The 17,796-nt window shown below is 63.7% G+C and carries 17 protein-coding genes; 4 read left to right on the forward strand and 13 right to left on the reverse strand.

Features of this window, described 5'->3' with window-relative positions; translation table 11 throughout:
• Nucleotides 1-102: 102 nt before the first annotated feature.
• The 5 genes from CH292_RS15455 to CH292_RS15475 form a co-directional block, all read right to left on the reverse strand.
• Complete coding sequence (locus tag CH292_RS15455; RefSeq protein ID WP_094626822.1) at nt 103-690, reverse strand: dTDP-4-dehydrorhamnose 3,5-epimerase family protein; 588 nt, start codon at nt 688-690, stop codon at nt 103-105.
• The gene (rfbA, locus tag CH292_RS15460) at nt 690-1,559 is read right to left on the reverse strand and encodes a glucose-1-phosphate thymidylyltransferase RfbA (RefSeq protein ID WP_094655165.1); all 870 of its coding nucleotides are present in this window, start codon (nt 1,557-1,559) and stop codon (nt 690-692) included. The genes CH292_RS15455 and rfbA overlap by 1 nt, the downstream gene beginning before the upstream one ends.
• Nucleotides 1,560-1,597: 38 nt before the next feature.
• On the reverse strand, nt 1,598-1,948 hold the full coding sequence (locus CH292_RS15465) for a hypothetical protein (RefSeq protein WP_094655166.1): 351 nt from the start codon (nt 1,946-1,948) through the stop codon (nt 1,598-1,600).
• On the reverse strand, nt 1,945-2,799 hold the full coding sequence (locus CH292_RS15470; protein WP_256978152.1) for a hypothetical protein: 855 nt from the start codon (nt 2,797-2,799) through the stop codon (nt 1,945-1,947). The genes CH292_RS15465 and CH292_RS15470 overlap by 4 nt, the downstream gene beginning before the upstream one ends.
• Before the next feature lie 228 nt (nt 2,800-3,027).
• Nucleotides 3,028-3,813: a hypothetical protein gene (locus CH292_RS15475; protein WP_143545765.1), complete on the reverse strand. Its 786-nt coding sequence runs from the start codon at nt 3,811-3,813 to the stop codon at nt 3,028-3,030.
• 87 nt (nt 3,814-3,900) lie between these two features.
• Between CH292_RS15475 and rfbB the strand changes: the two genes are divergently transcribed.
• Both rfbB and CH292_RS15485 read left to right on the forward strand, forming a co-directional pair.
• The gene (gene rfbB / locus CH292_RS15480; protein ID WP_094655168.1) at nt 3,901-4,938 is read left to right on the forward strand and encodes a dTDP-glucose 4,6-dehydratase; all 1,038 of its coding nucleotides are present in this window, start codon (nt 3,901-3,903) and stop codon (nt 4,936-4,938) included.
• Nucleotides 4,922-6,397: a hypothetical protein gene (locus CH292_RS15485; RefSeq protein ID WP_094655169.1), complete on the forward strand. Its 1,476-nt coding sequence runs from the start codon at nt 4,922-4,924 to the stop codon at nt 6,395-6,397. The genes rfbB and CH292_RS15485 overlap by 17 nt, the downstream gene beginning before the upstream one ends.
• Here CH292_RS15485 and CH292_RS15490 read toward each other — a convergent pair.
• Nucleotides 6,383-7,903 (reverse strand): hypothetical protein, encoded by a 1,521-nt coding sequence (locus CH292_RS15490; RefSeq protein WP_037143709.1) that lies wholly within the window; start codon nt 7,901-7,903, stop codon nt 6,383-6,385. The genes CH292_RS15485 and CH292_RS15490 overlap by 15 nt on opposite strands.
• A 113-nt stretch (nt 7,904-8,016) precedes the next feature.
• On the opposite strand from CH292_RS15490, the gene CH292_RS15495 reads away from it, so the two are divergent.
• Nucleotides 8,017-9,888, forward strand: coding sequence for a glycosyltransferase (locus CH292_RS15495; protein WP_094655170.1), 1,872 nt, complete (start codon nt 8,017-8,019; stop codon nt 9,886-9,888).
• A 43-nt stretch (nt 9,889-9,931) separates the two neighbouring features.
• Here the strand turns inward: CH292_RS15495 and CH292_RS15500 are convergent, their stop codons facing one another.
• The 5 genes from CH292_RS15500 to CH292_RS15520 form a co-directional block, all read right to left on the reverse strand.
• Complete coding sequence (locus CH292_RS15500) at nt 9,932-10,786, reverse strand: TylF/MycF/NovP-related O-methyltransferase (RefSeq protein ID WP_094655171.1); 855 nt, start codon at nt 10,784-10,786, stop codon at nt 9,932-9,934.
• A 118-nt stretch (nt 10,787-10,904) separates the two neighbouring features.
• On the reverse strand, nt 10,905-11,813 hold the full coding sequence (locus CH292_RS15505; protein ID WP_037111611.1) for a glycosyltransferase: 909 nt from the start codon (nt 11,811-11,813) through the stop codon (nt 10,905-10,907).
• Nucleotides 11,797-12,672: an ABC transporter ATP-binding protein gene (locus tag CH292_RS15510; RefSeq protein ID WP_094655172.1), complete on the reverse strand. Its 876-nt coding sequence runs from the start codon at nt 12,670-12,672 to the stop codon at nt 11,797-11,799. The genes CH292_RS15505 and CH292_RS15510 overlap by 17 nt, the downstream gene beginning before the upstream one ends.
• Nucleotides 12,673-12,681: 9 nt before the next feature.
• Nucleotides 12,682-13,557, reverse strand: coding sequence for an ABC transporter permease (locus CH292_RS15515; protein WP_094655173.1), 876 nt, complete (start codon nt 13,555-13,557; stop codon nt 12,682-12,684).
• Nucleotides 13,558-13,653: 96 nt separating this feature from the next.
• Entirely contained in the window at nt 13,654-14,238 is a 585-nt protein-coding gene (locus CH292_RS15520; RefSeq protein ID WP_026348206.1) for a bacterial proteasome activator family protein, read from the reverse strand.
• A gap of 166 nt (nt 14,239-14,404) precedes the next feature.
• Between CH292_RS15520 and CH292_RS15525 the strand changes: the two genes are divergently transcribed.
• Complete coding sequence (locus CH292_RS15525) at nt 14,405-15,610, forward strand: cysteine desulfurase-like protein (RefSeq protein ID WP_019667521.1); 1,206 nt, start codon at nt 14,405-14,407, stop codon at nt 15,608-15,610.
• 65 nt (nt 15,611-15,675) lie between these two features.
• Here CH292_RS15525 and CH292_RS15530 read toward each other — a convergent pair whose 3' ends face one another.
• Entirely contained in the window at nt 15,676-16,647 is a 972-nt protein-coding gene (locus CH292_RS15530; protein ID WP_019667522.1) for an NAD(P)H-quinone oxidoreductase, read from the reverse strand.
• Nucleotides 16,648-16,657: 10 nt separating this feature from the next.
• Nucleotides 16,658-17,695 carry an L-glyceraldehyde 3-phosphate reductase gene (gene mgrA / locus CH292_RS15535; protein ID WP_019667523.1) on the reverse strand — a complete coding sequence of 346 codons (1,038 nt, stop codon included), beginning with the start codon at nt 17,693-17,695 and terminating at the stop codon, nt 16,658-16,660.
• Nucleotides 17,696-17,796 lie beyond the last annotated feature (101 nt).

The raw sequence follows: 17,796 nt of genomic DNA on the forward strand, positions 1-17,796 counted from the left end.
CACATTCGCTCCGCGTGTCCGCGGGGGGATGAAAGGCGCGCGTGCGGCACCTCCCGGTGACCGAATGAGCCGTTCGGTCCCGACGCCCCTGGATCGAGGAGGTCAGCCTTGGTAGGTGGGGAGGTAGCCGTCGGCGATGGCTTGGGCGAGGGAGGGTGCGGCGCGGTCTTTGTCGGAGAGTTGGTACTCGAGTACCGATCCGTCGCGGGCGTGGGTGGGCCAGTCGATACCCAGGTCCGGATCGAGTGGGTTCAGATCGCGGTCCAGCGACGGGGTGTACTCGATCGAGCACAGGTACATCACGGTCGAGCCGTCTTCGAGGGACAGGATGGCGTGCCCGAGACCTGCCGGCAGGAACACTGCGCGGCGGTCGACGTCGTCGATGAGCACGCTGTCCCACTGCCCGAAGGTCGGCGAACCCACCCGCAGGTCGACGATCACATCCAAGAATGCGCCCTTGACGCAGGTGACGTACTTCGCCTGCCCGGGCGGGGTGTCGGTGAAGTGGATGCCGCGCAGCACCCCGGCCGCGGAGACCGAGCAGTTCGCCTGCTGCAGTTCCAACGGCCCGCCCACTGCGTTCTCGAAGGCGGAGGATTTGAACCATTCGAAGAACACGCCGCGATCGTCGCCGAACTGTCGTGGGGTGAACTCGTAGGCGCCGGGGATGGTCAGTTCACGAAAGCTCATCACTTGCCTCGCGCCAGTAGATCGAGCAGGTACTGCCCGTATCCGGATTTGACGAGTTTCTCGGCTCGTACTCGTAGTTCGTCATCGGTGATGAAGCCGCGTCGCCAGGACACTTCCTCGGGTGCCCCGATCTTCATGCCCTGACGTTGTTCGATGGTGCGGACGTAGTTGGAGGCATCGAGCAACGAGTCGAAGGTGCCGGTGTCGAGCCAGGCGGTACCACGCGGAAGCACTTCGACAGCCAACTTGCCTGCCTCGAGGTAGTGGCGGTTGACGTCGGTGATCTCGTATTCCCCGCGTGCGGACGGCGCGAGATCGCGGGCGATCGCCAGGACGTCGTTGTCGTAGAAGTACAGGCCGGGGACGGAGAAGTTCGATTTCGGTGCGGCGGGTTTTTCCTCGAGGGAGATGGCCTGGCCGTCGGCGTCGAATTCGATGACGCCGTAGGCGCTGGGGTCCTTGACTTCGTAGGCGAAGACAGCGCCGCCGTCGATGCCTTCGAATCGCGAGAGCTGGGAGCCCAGTCCGGTGCCGTAGAAGATGTTGTCGCCCAATACGAGTGCGGCGCTGTCGGTGCCGATGTGGTCGGCGCCGAGGACGAAGGCCTGGGCGAGGCCGTTGGGCTCGTGCTGGACCTGGTAGGTGAGGTTGATTCCGAATTGTGAGCCGTCGCCGAGGAGCCGTTGGAACTGATCGGCGTCCTGTGGGGTGGTGATGACGAGGATGTCGCGGATGTTGGCGAGCATCAGGGTCGAGAGGGGGTAGTAGATCATCGGTTTGTCGTAGACGGGGACAAGCTGCTTGCTGATGCCGACCGTGATCGGATGAAGACGCGAGCCCGTGCCGCCCGCCAGAATGATTCCCCGCATACCGGGAAGTCTCCCAGATGGCACCTGGTCGTGCGCGCTCACTGCCAGGGGATGCTGTACGGCTGGTCCTCCTGTGGCAACGGCCAGTGGCGGGGCCAAACAATTCTGGGGTCGGCCTTCATCTGTTCGACTTCCGGTGGGATCGGTACGGCATCGAACTCGATCCGGTCCCATGTGGAGCTGCCCGACGCCACCCTCACGCCGTACGTCCGGAGTTCCGGGCTCGCTGTTCGTGCCTGTGAAATGCGTTCGAGCAATGCCTCATCGACGACGACAGGGCCCTGGTCCACATGGATCGGTGTGGCATCGGCGCGGAGTCGAGCTGCGCGCAGGCGGTCGACGGCGTCGAGCGCTCTCCTGTACTCGGGAGTGTTCCTGGGATCGGTCATACCGCGTCCTGCCACGGTTGGTCGCCTTCGCCGACGGAGAATTGTTGGTCAGGCGCGTCGAGGACTGGGGTTATGTCGGCGGTTTTGCCTGCGTCGACGGCAGTGTTGCCCTTGTCCAGAGCGTCGTTGAACGGCAGGAGGTACTTGTCGATCGTGCGGCTGACCTGACCTTCCGGGTCGATGATCGCGTCGAGGAACAGTCCGAACTGGTCGACAAGTTCTTCGATTCTGCGCACGAGATCCATCGTCAGGTCCAGCGTCTTTCTCAGGATGTCGACGATCGCTCCCAGCTGCCAGGCTGTCCCGAGGACGGGAACTTTCTCGAGCGCCACTTTCATTGCTGCGGAGCCGGACCCGAGATCTACCTCGGCCTCCAACATCTCGGCGAACTTCCTCACGACGGTCTGGACGCCCTCGCGAATTTCCTCGGCGATGGCTTCGGAGATGGCGTGGATCGTGCGACCGCACGAACCTTCCCAGTACATGGCTGCAATCTGTCGACCGGAATACTCGGTGAATCCTTGGGCGGCCTGGCCATCCCAGTAGTCGTCGACGCGCCGGACGCCACGCTCGAGTGATGCGGCGGCAGCTTCCATTGCGCTGCCCGCGATGTCGAATGCTTCTCCAGCTCGTCTGATCTCGTTCCAGTTCCCACTCAGCGGTGTGGTGACTTCAGTCAGGGGGCTCCAAGTGGTGAGTTCGAAGATCGTCTCGTCCACGTCGCCCAGCCAGCCTGCAGCCGCTCGAATGACCTCACGGGTGTCGTCCACGGCGGGATTTGCTGGCGGATAGTCGATTCCGTCGGGGTGGCCGTAGTCGGCGGCATTGACGTAATCGTCGACATTTCCCACCGCGGCGGTCTTCGAATTACCTGAGGTGGACGTGCCTGCTGCGCGTATTCTCTTGGTAAAGAGCAATGAACGGTGCAAGCCGCTGCAGAATCTGACCGGGGATTGTATCGCTCGAGCCCGCGTGATCTCCGATATAGCGATGGCATGCCATCGTTTGTAGACCTATCTCGGACGCCATTTTCCCCATCCCAGCTATTTCACTTGCCTCTGCACGGAATAGTTCATCGGTCATCTCCAGCCCCCTGAATTGAAGTCGCTGCGCCTTATGGTCGATATCATGGCGTCGGCGATGGAATGGTTAAGCGCGTCAGGTAGGCCTTGATGGAGCTCGATCATGAAAACCGCGATGGGGGCCGTTGCAAACCCCGTGGTTGCGACGACGTCGAAGGTCGCCTGGTGCGGATCGCAGTTCTCTTGCCGATGGATATTCTCCGCGCGAACGGTGTACCGGACTGCGGGCTCACCTTGGATCTTGAAGTAATACGGTTGCGAATACTGCAGCCTGGGTGGGGCAGCGTCGGAGTTACCGAACACAACTTCGGCGTCGCGAGCGGCGGACAGTGCCGCATCGTCGATCGTCGTTCCGGTCCGTCCGGTCATGCCCGACAGAGCAAGGGCCGATCCGTCCGACTCCGGACAGTACTTGTAGCCGTAGTCGCCGATTGCGCCGTAGACGACCGACTCGCCACCTGTGGTCCAACCGGCGACGCCCCCGGAGACGTTTCTCCAGTCCGCTGGAATGTCGTAGGTCAAACCGAATTTCGTTGCGATGGGCTGGGGCTCCCCGTCAGGAACGATGATTTTGGGAGGCGGATACTCCGTCGTCGGAAACCCCGACGGCAGAGGAGCTGGTGTTGTCGTCGGAGCTTGTGGGCTCGTCTTGGACGGTTCGGCGACCGAGACCCCCTCGTATCGGCCGGGCGCTTCAGGTGCCAGTTTGGGTATTCCCCACAGCACTAGGTTGAAGACAACCAAGCTCCCTACCAGTAGCAGTAGCCGTTTACGTAATCCCACGAACGCTCCCCCCGAAGTCTGCGAAAAGGTAACACGGGGGTCGGACAAGTTCGGCCCGAAACCGGGCACACCGGTATGGTCACGGTTATGAAACTGCTCGTGACCGGGGGTGCCGGGTTCATCGGCGCGAACTTCGTCCATCTGACCGTCGCGCAGCGGCCCGATGTGGAGATCACTGTCCTGGACAAGCTGACCTACGCCGGCAACCGAGCATCGCTCGACCCGGTTGCGGACCGGATCGAGTTCGTCGAAGGCGACGTCGCAGACTCGGACCTGGTGTCGAGCCTGATCAAGGACACCGATCTGGTGGTCCATTTCGCCGCGGAATCCCACAACGACAATTCCCTCGCGAACCCCTGGCCGTTCGTACACACCAATGTCATCGGCACCACCACCTTGCTGCAGGCAGTCCGCGAACACGACGTGCGCTATCACCACATCTCCACCGACGAGGTCTACGGCGACCTCGAACTCGACGACGCAGGCGAATCGGGTCGCTCCGCAGGCTCCGCTCCTACCCGTTTCACCGAGAACACCCCGTACAACCCGTCGAGCCCGTACTCGTCGACGAAGGCCTCCAGCGACCTGCTGGTCCGAGCGTGGGCGCGGAGCTTCGGGGTCCGAGCCACGATTTCCAACTGCTCCAACAACTACGGCCCTTACCAGCACGTGGAGAAGTTCATTCCGCGTCAGATCACCAACATCCTGTCCGGTCTGCGCCCCAAGCTGTACGGCGAAGGCAGGAACGTCCGCGACTGGATCCATGTCGACGACCACAACAGCGCTGTCTGGACGATCATCGACGCCGGTGTGCTCGGCGAGACCTATCTCATCGGCGCCGACGGGGAGAAGAACAACCGCGACGTGCTCGAGACGATTCTCGAGGAAACAGGACAAGCCGCCGACGCCTTCGATTTCGTCACCGACCGTCCCGGCCATGATCTGCGCTACGCAATCGACTCGACCAAACTGCGCACCGAACTGGGTTGGACCCCCCAGTACGTCGATTTTCGCAGCGGTCTGAAAGCAACCGTCGACTGGTACCGAGACAACGAGGACTGGTGGCGTCCACAGAAGGACACCACCGAGGCCGCCTACGCAACCGCGGGTGAACGCACTGTCTGAACGCGTCCGGCCCTATCTTCTTCCCGCGACGACGGCGGTTGTCGCCGCTGTGGTGTTCGCGGTTGCGTCGCGGTTTCTGATCGACGACACCTTCATCACACTGTCGTATGCGAGAAACCTGGCATTCCATGGCGAGTGGGCGCTTGTCGGTGGTCATCCGTCGAACACCGCGACGTCGCCGCTGAACGTTCTGGCGCTTGCTGCCGGAACGTTCGTGGTGCGCGACGCCGTGCTGGCATGTGGGATCGTGTTCGTCCTGTCCTGCGTGGCAACGGTGGTCGCATTCCGAAGAATTGCTCTCCACCAAGGATTTTCGACGGCTTTCGCTCCGGTTACGCTAGCGCTCATCGTCGTGAATCCGGTGGTCTCGTCGTCTCTGGGATTGGAAGTGATTCTGGGAACGGCGATTCTGGCTTGGGTAGCAGTGTTCGCCATGGAGCACTCGCCGATTGCTCTCGGTGTGGCCTCGGGCCTCGCCGTGGTCGCTCGTGTGGACCTGGTCGTCGTCGCGGCCGCGTTGGTGCTGATCAGGAGCGCGCCGCTGCATCGACTATGGCTGTCTGCGCTAGCCGCTGCAGCAACAGCGTTGCCATGGTTCTTCGTCAGTTGGGTGTTTCTCGGTTCGGTGGTCCCGGATACCGTCGTCATCAAGACCGGCCAAGGGGCCTGGGGGGAATGGGGTTTCGGCAACGGTTTGCTGATGTACCTCGACATCTATCCCGCCGCGACTGTCCTGACAGCTGTCGTGCCGATTCTCGGAGCGCTGTGCCTGCTGGCAGTGCCGGCGGTGCGGCGATGGCGTCGAGCAACGGTCTTGTGGGCATGGGCGATCGGCGGCGTCGCCTACTACGCCGCGTACACCCTGCTCGAGGTCCCTCCCTACCACTGGTACTACGGGGTTCCCGCGGTGGCGGGGACGGTGATGTTCGTCGGCGCGATGTTCGCGGCTCCCACCGTCGTGAAGTCTGTCGGTCTTGCCGCCGCGGCAGCCGCAGGGCTGGCGGGCGCGGCCCTGTGGAGTTGGACGGCGGCCACCGATCGGGTCGTTCCCATCACGACCAATCATGCGACGGCGAATCAGTACGAGGACATCGGCGCCCAGCTACCTGCCTACGCAGGCGACAAGGCTGTCCGGTCGGGCGGTGAGATCGGCGCGCTGTCCTATTACTGCGAGTGCCTCGTCGTCGACAAGTTCTCGGATCGAGGCGCACTCGAAGCGGATCTGCGGAAAAAGACTGCTGAACCAGGAGTCGCAGGCTGGTTGTGGCGCAAGAACTTTCATTTCTTGGATTTCGACGCCCTCGAACAGACAGGCCCGATTCCGCTGGACTACCGCCTCCTGCGGGTGAACTGGATGCAGGAGAGTCCTCCGTCGTTCGTGGACTGGCCGATCACCTCGCCCTGGACCGGAGCAGGCGAGCTGCACCTGACGAAACCGGATGCGTCAATTCCGAACTAGCGCAAAGTGTGCGACGCCTCGGGCTGCGGAATCCACTGTCCATGTCCAGGGTGAGCCGTCGCTCGGGCCAGGACGGTACTCGATGCGGTAGACCGGTACGACCGGCTTACGGGAGTAGTCGAGGTTGGCGTAATTTGCGCGAAGTAACAGGTCGCCGACAGGCCCGGATTCCTCCAAGCGCGGGATGATCCGCTCGTTGATGATGACGCCTCGGTCGGAGAACTCGTCGACGATTCTGCACTCGCATGCGTAGGCCAGCGTTCCGATCTCGCCGGGCGACTTGACGGCGTCGTCGCCGACGATCTTTCCGATCTCCTCGCCGACGCGCTGATAGTCCGCGGCCGAAGCGAAGTTGCCGAAGATGGGCGGTGACGCCCACGGCATGGGCCTGGCTGTGTCGAACGCGATGGAGCCCGCGATTCCGATGACGACAAACAGAAGTGAGACGGCGGCCACCGGGCGCGGTGATATGCCGGCAAGGAATATTGCTGCCGATCCACCCGCGATCATCGGGGTGACGTAGTACCAGTGGTAGGGGACGGTGTCGAGAGCTGTGTACGCGAGGTAGTAGGCACCTCCGCCGAGTCCGAGACCGATCAGAGGCCATGAGGCCCGGTCGCGCGCGCGTCTGGATACGCATGCGGCGAGCCAGCCGACGGTGACGACGAGGCCGACGACGGCAGGGCCGAAACTCGCGAGCGTGCCCCACCAGTCGCCGTCGTAGTAGAGGGACGGCCCGTCGAAGTAGTTGAAACCCTCGATTGCCTGGCCTTCTTTGAGGACGAGCGTGTCCGGCACCAGTGATCCGAGCACGATCCAGCTGAAGACGTACCAGGGCAGGGACACCGCAGCCGCGGCTAGAAGAGCCCGGGGCCAGCGGCGGTACAGCGTCGGCGCGAAAGCAGCGAGAAGTAGTACGAAGAGGACAAGGTCCAGTCGTACCAGGACGGCCAGTCCGCTCGCGACGCCGAACAGTACGGGGCTGCCGCGCAGAGCCGCAGCGGTCAGCGTGAGCACCGCTGCGGGAATGAGGAGAACTTCGAGTCCGATGGACGACAGCAGGAACGGGTTGCTCATCACCAGAACGACCGCGATCCCACCGAGCCACAGGCCTCTGCCGATCGACCGTGAGATCGACGCGCATGCTGCACCGACGATTCCCCCGGCCAGAACGTTGGCGACGAACAGAGCGAACAACGGCGCCGGCGCGCCGAAGAACGACGTGATCCACACGATGAAGCCGAGGAGCAGAACGTTGAGGGGCGAGGTCGACGTATTCGCGGTCAGGTCGGTGACGATCGCCCACTGACCGTGTTCGGCGAGATTTCGGGCCGCGGAGAGGCTGATGTACGCGTCGTCGGTGAGGCTGGGTGCAGCAACCCAGTACCCGACGGCGCCCAGGGCCGCGCCGAGCGCGATGAGTATCCATGACGAGTGTCCTGCGCGCGACAACCGGGTTCCAGGCGAGTACGCCTCCGCGTCGGCGGCAGCGGACTGTGCAACCATGGTCACCAGAATGGCAGACAACAGGGCTCGTACGCTGCACCGCGAGCCCTCGCCCGGCGTTGTGTCTCGCAATACGGGCAGCACAAGAGCCAAGGAGAAAAGGGACCGTTGCTGTGAGTCACGCTGATTCCACCACCACGACCGAGGCAGAATCCGTCGACCTGCCGTCGTCGACGGAGTTGCGCGCGCAGCGTCTCCTCTTCGACGGGCCGTCGCCGCTGGTGAGTGCGGATATGTACACGACTGTGGCCAAGGGCAATGTCGAGCGCTCTCGGTATGCGGCGAAGCTGGCCAAGCGCACGGTTCTCGAGACGAACAGTTACTTCGGGCGGTTCCCGGCGAGTTATTGGCAGCGCTGGACCGATGTGACCGAGGTGCGTTTCTCGGCTTCCGTTGCCGGTTCGGGGCGCATCGACATCGTCGCCACCGATTACAAGGGTCGTAAGCGAACGATGGCCAGCGAGACTCTGACCACCGACGGGCGGGCCAGGCGGCTGGGCTTCGCTGTTCCCGTCAAGCAGTTCCTCGACGGCGGAGCCTTGTTCGCCCGGTTCACCACCACGTCCGGTGAGCTGACGGTGGAGGACGCCGAGTGGACCGTCGACGCGCCGGAGAAGCTGCGTCCGACGTCCGTGGTCATCTGCACGTTCAACCGGGCCGACGACTGCGCCAATACCGTGGCAGCCATGGCCGACGATCCGATTGCACTGCTCGGCGTCGACAACGTGTACGTCGTGGACCAGGGAACCGACCAGGTGCAGACGCGGCCCTTGTTCCAGCGTGTCGCGGCCGAACTCGGCGACAAGCTGGTCTACATCACTCAGCCCAACCTCGGCGGTGCGGGTGGTTTCACCCGCGGGCTGTACGAGGTGCAGGGCAAGGGTGGCGACCCGGCCAACGTCGTGTTCATGGACGACGACGTGCTGTGCGAGCCCGAGGCGATCGTGCGCATGAACGCGTTCGCGAACAAGACCATCGAGCCTGCGATCATCGGTGCGCAGATGCTCTACCTTCTGCATCCCGATCGGGTGCATGTCGGTGCCGAGGTCGCGAACCTTCAGAAGCTCGAAGCCGGTTTGCACGTGAAGAACGCGATCTCGGACAAGAGTGCGCTGAAGAAGAAGCAGGAGATCCGCGTCGACGCCGGCTACAACGGCTGGTGGTCGTGTCTGATCCCGTCGGAGATCGTCTCGCAGATCGGTTACCCACTTCCGCTGTTCTTCCAGTGGGACGACATCGAGTACGGCTACCGGGCCCGTGCCAATGGATTCGCGACGGTCACGCTTCCGGGTGCGGCCGTGTGGCACGCCGATTTCGCGTGGAAGGACTGGGACGAGTGGCACCGCTACTTCAACCTGCGCAACGGCATGATCACGGCGTCGCTGCACGCGGGGCTCGACGGTAAGAAGCTCGCGCGTCAGTTGACGACCGATCTGTTCCGCTATCTCGTTTCCATGCAGTACGGCATGGCGTTCACGTTGATCAAGGCCATCGAGGACTTCCTCGTCGGACCGAGCAAGCTCACCGACGGCGGCATGGATGCCGCGGCGGCGATCCGTCGTGATCGAGCCGCGTACAACGAGACGAAGCGCTACAACGCGAACTCGGTTCCTGACGTCCGCCCTGCGGACATGTTCATCACCCCGGCTGGGCCTCACCCCAAGAAGAGCCTGGAGTGGGCCGTTCTGGCGAAGCGTGTGCTCAACCAGTCGCGTGGCCGCGTTCACCCGGGCCCGGTCGCGATCTCGGCCGACGATGCGCACTGGTGGCACGTCTCGCTGTTCGCGCATGCCGTCGTCACCGATCGTTCGCAGGAGGGTGTGCGAGTTCGTAAGCGCGACAAGGCGGCCGCCTCGGAGCTACTGAAGCGAGGGCTGACGGCGCTGCGTCGTCTGCGTGTCGAGACCGACAGCGTGGCCGAGTCCTACCGGCAGGCTGTTCCTGAGCTCACCAGCCGAGAGAACTGGACGCGGCTCTACTCCTAGGTGAGTGGAAATGTAGGCCGACCAGAACACACCGCATTGTCGCTCACAACGACGGAGCGGTGCGGATTCGTACGACGACCTGTTCGTTGTCCGCGGTGTAGCCGAGGTAGTCGAATTCCGTGCCGGTGCGGCCGACGAACTCTGTCCACGCGCGGTACTCGTGATTGCGCCAACCGGGGAAGTTGAAGTACTCGTCGAAGACGATGACGGTTCCCACGGCCAAGCGGTCGGCGACGAGGTCGAGGACGGTCACGGTCGACGAGTAAAGGTCCGCGTCGAGGTGCAGGAACGCGAGCGTGTCCTTGTGGCTCTTCAGGAACTCGGGTAGCGATTCCTCGAACATGCCGGGGACGATCTCCGCGCCGGGCACCATCGGTTCGGTTTCCTGCTCGAACAGTCCCTTCGGGAAGCCCGTCCTCCACGTCTCGGGTAGACCGGAGAAGACGTCGAATCCGGCGACGATGGAAATGTCGTGTCGCTTCGCCATCTCCTCGGCGATGATCTCCAGCGTCGTACCGCTGGCGACACCGAACTCGAGCGCCATCCCCGGTACCGATACCTCGCCGAGCGCGAACCTCAGCGTGGCGTGGGGGCGCAGGAACGTGGGTGCCTTCGGCATGACCTCTTCCGCGAACTCGGCGCTCTGAGCGGCGGCCTCGACGTCGGACGCGTACGGAATATCGCGTCGCATGCGCATTTCGAGTCCGCGGATGAAGGCGTGCAGATCATCGATCTCGCGGCGCTGACGCTCGAGGATGTCCAGCAGCTTGGTCTGCTGGTCGCTCGTCTGCTCGGCCAGCTGGGCCGTCTGCTTGTCCAGAACCTCGCCGATCGCGCGCTGTAACTTCTCTCGCGCCGAATGCCGAATTCGATCCGTCAGCTTCCGCGATTCCGTCATGCGCACACGGTAGCGGACGCAGACGCCCACGGCCGTTGTGAGTGAAATGTAGGCCCTGGGGCAGGAGCGGAACCTGCGGAGCGACCAGATCACACCGCATTTCCACTCACCTAGGTGTTCATCTCCGGAAATGCTCCCGACGCCCGAGTCGACGGAGACGAAGCCATTCCAACAGGCCCTTGGGATTGTGAGTGGTCACAAGGAAGAACCACCCGAAGCGAATCCACTCCTGCGGCAGCAGTTTCCGCATACCGGGCTGCGACATGAGGTACCCACGGTTGCGATAGGTGAAATAGCGCTTGGTGGCGTCGTCCGGGTACTGCGTGTGCATCCGCCCGCCGAGGATCGGTTTGAACTCCTCGGCGCCGTTGGGGTGGACGTAGGCCGTCGTCAGGCAGGTGCCGAACTTCAGGCCCGATCGCTGCAGTCTGCGATGTACCTCCACCTCGTCACCGCGGACGAACAGTCGCAGATCGGGCACCCCGACGGCGTCGATCGTCGACGCCTTGAACAGGGCTCCGTTGAACAGTGACGCGATTCCTTCGAGCAGGTCGTCGTCGGGGTTACGGGGGTCGATCAGCTCGGACCGTAGTCGACGCCATTCCACTCCACGACGCAGCGGGAACGCGAGACGATCGGGGTCGTCGATGTCGCAGACGACGGGGGAGACCTCGTCGAGGCCGTGCTTCAGTGCGCACTCGTGCAGCGTCTTCAACACGTCCGGACCCTCGGGACGCCCGTCGTCGTCGGCAAGGAACACCCAATCCGCGCCGAGCGACAGGGCGTAGAGAATGCCGAGCGCGAATCCGCCCGCACCGCCCAGATTGTGATGCGACCCAAGATAAGTAGTCGGAATCGACGCAGACTCGACGAGCTCGCGGACCTCGTTCTCGTGCGCGTTGTCGACGACGACGAGATGGTCCAGCGGGCGGGTCTGGCGCGTGATGACATCGAGTGACTTCGCGAGGAGCTCGCGACGCTTGTGCGTCACGATGACTCCGATGATCGTCTCAGCCACTGGTCTCATCTCTAGGTCGTTCCGCAGGCCCCACTCCCGATCCGTCTCGAGGTCGTTCCGCAGGCTCCACTCCCGCTTCGTCTCGAGCGAGCTCTTTCAAGATCGTCGCCACGTGGTCGCCCGCGTCGTTGCCTTCGTACGCTCGTACGACTTCTTCGATGCCACCGTCCTGACGGATCTGGCCGTGGTCGATCCACATCGCGCGGTCGCAGAGCTGGGCGAGGAACTCGTTGGAGTGGCTTGCGAAGACGAGGATGCCGGAGCGTTGCACCAGTTCCTGGAGCCGGATGCGTGCTTTCTTCATGAATTCTGCGTCGACGGCGCCGATGCCCTCGTCGAGCAGCAGGATTTCAGGATCGATGCTGGTGACGACGCCCATCGCTACGCGGACGCGCATGCCGGTCGAGTAGGTCCGCAGCGGCATGTCGAGGTAGTCGCCGAGTTCGGTGAAGTCGGCGATCTCGTCCATCTTCGCGAGCATCTGCTTGCGCGTCTGGCCGAGGAACAGGCCTCGGATGATGATGTTCTCGTAGCCGGAGATCTCCGGGTCCATACCGACGCCCAGGTCGAAGACGGGGGCGACGCGGCCGCGCACCGAGGCGGTGCCGCGGGTGGGCTCGTAGATGCCGGAGAGCAGGCGCAGGAGCGTCGACTTGCCTGCTCCGTTGTGTCCGACGAGGCCGACGCGGTCGCCTTCCTTCAGGTTCATCGTGATGTTCTTGAGGGCTTCGACGACGACGACGTCGGAGCTGTTCCGGTCGATGGCACCGCCGGCTTTGCCGAGGAACGCCTTCTTCAGGGAGCGAGTTTTGGCGTCGAAGATGGGGAAGTCGACACAGGCGTCGTGCGTGTTGATGCTGACTGACATTGCAGACCCCTAAACCCAGTAGGGCACTCGGGCCCGGAATTTCTTGAGAGCGAAAATGGTCAGGAGCCAGCCGACGATGGTGCAGGCGATCACGATGTACCAGTGGTAGGCCTCCTGGGGCTCACCGATCATCGGGGCTCGGAGGATGTCCAGGTAGTGAAAGAGCGGGTTGATCTCGACGAGGCGGGCGCGCTCGGCGGCCTGTCCGCCCTGGTTGAGTAGCCCCTGCGTCGTCCACACGATCGGTGTCATGAAGAACAGCAGCGTGACCATGGACCCGAGAATCGGCGCGATGTCGCGATAGCGCGTTGCGACGATGCCGAACAGCATCGCCACCCAGACGGCATTGATGGCGATGAGCGCGAAGGCCGGGATCGCCGCGAGGTCGGTCCAGTGGAACGTCGGTCGGAAGATCGCGATGATGATCACATAGACGATCAGGTTGTGCGCGAACAGCAGAATCTGACGCCACACCAGCCGATACACGTGCACCGACAGCGCCGACGGCAACTGCTTGATCAGGCCTTCGTTGGCGACGAAGACATCGCCGCCCTCGAGGATCGCCGCACTGATGAAGTTCCAGATGATCAAACCGACGGCCACGTGCGGCAGGAACGTCCTCAGATCCATGTCGAGCAGCACCGAGTACAGCAGGCCCATGGCGGTGGCCTGGACTGCAGTGGCGATGGTGATCCAGAACGGGCCGATGACCGAGCGTCGGTATCGCTGCTTGATGTCCTGCCAGCCGAGGTGGAGCCACAGCTCACGCTGATTGAACCCGGTCTTCAGATCGCGGAATGCGCGCTTGTACGTCTGCGAATCCGAAACAGGGACGCTCACACGCTCTCCTGTCTCGTTCTCGGGTTCCTTCGCTGGAGCTGACACGACGGTCGACCTTACCCGCTCCCGACGGTCGTTCCGCAGGCTCCACTCCTGCCCAGCCCCGGGTCATTCCGCAGGCTCCACTCCTGCCCCCCCCCCTTACAGGTACTGGCCCGTTCCGCCGCCGGTGTGGCCTGGGCCACTGGGGTTGATGGCGACGCCGGGAGGCAGGGCGCCTTGGCGCATTTGTTCGAGCTGGGCGCGTGCTGCCATCTGTTGGGCGAACAGGGCGGTTTGAATTCCGTGGAACACCCCTTCCAGCCAGCCGACCAGCTGGGCCTGCGCGATGCGCAGTTCGGCGTCCGACGGTATGGCGTCCTCGCCGAAGGGGAGGGCGAGACGTTCCAGTTCTTCGCGGAGTTCGGGGGCCAGGCCCTGTTCGAGTTCGCGGATCGAGGACTGGTGGATGCCTTTGAGTCGTGCGCGGCTGGCGTCGTCGAGGGGAGCTGCCCGCACCTCTTCGAGGAGCTGCTTGATCATCGTGCCGATGCGCATGACCTTCGCCGGTTGCTCGACCATGTCCGACAAGGGCGTTTCGCCGTTCTCCACGTTGTCGGTGCCTGCGGCGCGGGCCGCGGCGGCGGTTGCCTCTTCCCGGCTGAGTGCGAGAGGCTGTCCGTCTGGACCGATCACGACGACGTGGTCGCCGGCTTCTGGATTCGAGTGCGAGTCCGAGTGCGTCATGTTCGCCATCCTTCCGGTTTCGGTGGGATTGCGCGATGAGCGGGGCCGATTATTGTTGTTTCGGGTCGTTGAGGAGGGAAGACAAGCGTGCAAGACAGCCAGGCGGTCGATCCGAAAAAGGGATGTGGAACACACGCTCACCAAATCGGCGCTTAGAGTGTCCGGCATGGGGTACGACGTCGCGCGAGTCAGGGGATCCATTCCCTCGTTGGGCGACGGCTGGATCCACCTCGATCCGCAGAACGGTATGCAGATCCCCGACCGTGTGTCGACCGCGGTGTCCACAGCGTTTCGCGGAAGTGCGCCAACTCACACTTCCGGCCACCTGTCGTCTCGTCGCAGCGCTGGTTTGCTCGACGCCGCGCGTCAGGCGATAGCGGATCTGGTCGGCGGCGATCCCGCAGGTGTCGTTCTCGGTCCGGATCGAGCGACGATGCTCGCGTGGCTCGCCGAGTCCATGTCGTCGCGCCTCGGGCTCGGGACGGGCCTTGTGCTGTCGCGCCTCGACGAGGAAGCGAACGTCGCGCCCTGGCTACGCATCGCCAACCGCTACGGGGCTCAGGTCCGGTGGGCCGAGGTCGAGATCGACACGTGCGAACTCCCCAGCTGGCAATTCGAAGAACTCATCACGACGACCACTCGCCTGGTGGCGATGACCGCGGCCTCGCCCATCGTCGGGTCGGCCCCGAACGTGCGTGTCGCGGCCGATCGTGTTCATGCCGTCGGCGGCCTGATCGTCGTGGACGCCGCGGGCGCGGCCCCGTACGCGCACGTCGATATCGAGGAACTGGGTGCCGACGTCGTCGCCGTCCAGGCGTCGGCGTGGGGTGGTCCGCAGGTGGGCGCGCTCGTCTTCCGTGATCCGGGTCTGCTGGATCGAATTCCGTCGATGTCGCTCAATCCGTTCGCGAAGGGCGTCGAGCGGCTCGAGGTGTCGGGCCATCAGTACGCGTTGCTCGCCGGTGTCGTCTCGTCGGTGGACTATCTGGCCAATCTCGACGACTCCGCGACGGGTACCCGTCGCGAGCGTTTGCAGCTGTCCATCGGGTCGTTGCAGGACTACCACGACCGGCTGTTCGATTATCTGTTGCGATCGTTGGAGAAGCTGGACCACGTCATGGTGCTCGGCGACGCTCCCAGCCGTATCCCGACGTTGAGTTTCACCGTCGCGGACACGTCCGCCGAGAAGGTCGCCGAGCACCTCGCGCAGAACCGCATCGGCACCGTCAGTGGAATCCACAGCGGCAGTAGGCTTCTGGATGCCCTGGGGGTCAACGACGAGGGTGGTGCGGTGACGATCGGGCTCGCACCGTACACGACGCGGTACGAGATCGATCAGCTTTCCAAAGCGTTGTCCAAGCTCCGTATGTGAGCGGAAATGTGTCCTCGGGCCGCTCCGCTGCCTCCGCTCCAGTGGCCCACGGCCGACATTTCCACTCACGAGACGCGGAGGACGACCTTTCCGATCGCGTCGGCGTCGAGCAGTCGATGGCCTTCTGCCGCATCGGTTATCGGTAGTTCGGCGTGAATGATCGGGGCGACGGCGCCTTCCTCGATCAGCGGCCACAACCGTGCAGTCATGTCAGCGACGATGTCCGCCTTGCTCGACGCTCCGGTTTCCGGTCGACCACGCAGACCTGCGGCGTGAACGGTGCCGCGCTTGGCCAGAAGTGCACCGAAGTCGAGCTCACCCTTCAGGCCGCCCTGCATCCCGATGGTGATGAGCTTCCCGTCCTTGGCAAGAGCATTTACATTGCGCCCCAGGTACTTCGCGCCCATGTTGTCGAGAATCAGGTCGGCTCCGTCGGGTAGTTTCTCGACGAAGTCCTCGTTCTTGTAGTCGATGAGGATGTCCGCGCCGAGGGATGCGCAGAAGTCGAGCTTCTCGCGCGATCCGGCCGTCACGGCGACGGTGGCGCCGAATGCTTTGGCGACCTGGATAGCGTGCGTTCCGATGCCGCTTCCGCCGCCGTGGAGGAGAACCACATGACCGGAGCGGAGGCCGCCGAACATCACCAGATTGGACCAGACCGTCGACGCCACTTCCGGAAGTGCCGCTGCCGCATGGAGATCGAGCTTTCCTGGGATGGGAAACAGCTGAGTCGACGGGACGGCGACCTGCTCGGCGTACCCGCCGCCGGCGAGGAGGGCGCAGACTTTGTCTCCGACCTTCCAGTGGTGCACTCCTTCACCGAGTTCGGAGATGATCCCCGAGCATTCGAGTCCCAACGTTTCGCTCGCCCCGGGCGGTGGCGGGTAGAAGCCCTGGCGCTGCATCAGGTCGGCGCGGTTGACCGCGGTGGCTGCGACGTCGACGATGACCTGCCCGCGCTCGGGCCGTGGGTCCGCCACTTCGGTCCACTGCATCACGTCGGGGGCCCCGAACTCTTTCAGCGTTATCGCATGCATGCCTGCCTCCTTACCCGATATCCCAGAGATTGATGCCGAAGTCCCGAGCGTGCTCGTCGATCCGGCTCAGTTCGTCCGCCGAGAAGTCGAGGTTCTCCAGTGCACCCACGTTGTTCTCGAGCTGCTCGACGCTCGATGCTCCGATGAGTACCGACGTCACGCGAGGGTCTCGCAGCGCCCAGCTCAGCGCGAGCTGCGCGAGTGTCTGGCCACGTGAGGACGCGATGTCGTTCAGGCCGCGCAGGTGGGCGAGGTGGTCGTCGGTGAACCAGTCGGGGTTCAGCGACTTGCCCTGCGTTGCGCGTGAGCCGTCGGGGATTCCGTCGAGGTATTTGTCGGTCAGCATGCCCTGCGCGAGGGGCGAGAACGCGATGGTGCCTGCGCCGATCGATGCGAGGGCGTCGAGCAGCCCGTCCTCGATCCACCTGTTGACCATGGAGTACGACGGCTGGTGGATCAGTAGGGGCACCCCGGCGGCGGACAGGAGTTCGGCCATCTTCGTCGTGTTCTCGGGTGTGTAGGAGCTGATACCGACGTACAGCGCTTTGCCCTGATGCACTGCGCTGATCAACGCCCCTGCCGTCTCTTCGAGGGGTGTCTCGTGGTCGGGGCGGTGGCTGTAGAAGATGTCGACGTAGTCCAGGCCCATTCGATGCAGCGATTGGTCCAACGACGACAGGAGGTACTTCCGCGATCCGCCGAAGCCGTACGGGCCCGGCCACATGTCCCACCCGGCCTTGCTGGAGATGACCAGTTCGTCGCGGTAGCCGGCGAAGTCCTCGCGCAGAATGCGTCCGAAGTTCTTCTCGGCGCTGCCGTACGGAGGTCCGTAGTTGTTGGCGAGGTCGAAGTGGGTGATCCCCAGGTCGAATGCTCTACGGAGAACCGCGCGCTGGGTCTGCAGCGGCGCGTCGTCGCCGAAGTTGTGCCACAGGCCGAGCGAGATCGCCGGGAGTTTCAGGCCGCTGGTGCCGGTTCGCCGATACTGCATCGAGTCGTAGCGATCTGCAGCCGCGACGTACGGGGGATCGATATGAGGTTCGGACATGCACCGAGCCTATTCCGACCGCCCGAAACGGACATCGAGCGGGAGCGTGGCCCACGGAATGACCTGAAGGGACAGCTGATCTACTCATCGGTAGCTCTGAT

The organism is Rhodococcus sp. 14-2470-1a, from assembly GCF_002259425.1.
Lineage (GTDB): Bacteria > Actinomycetota > Actinomycetes > Mycobacteriales > Mycobacteriaceae > Rhodococcoides > Rhodococcoides fascians_E.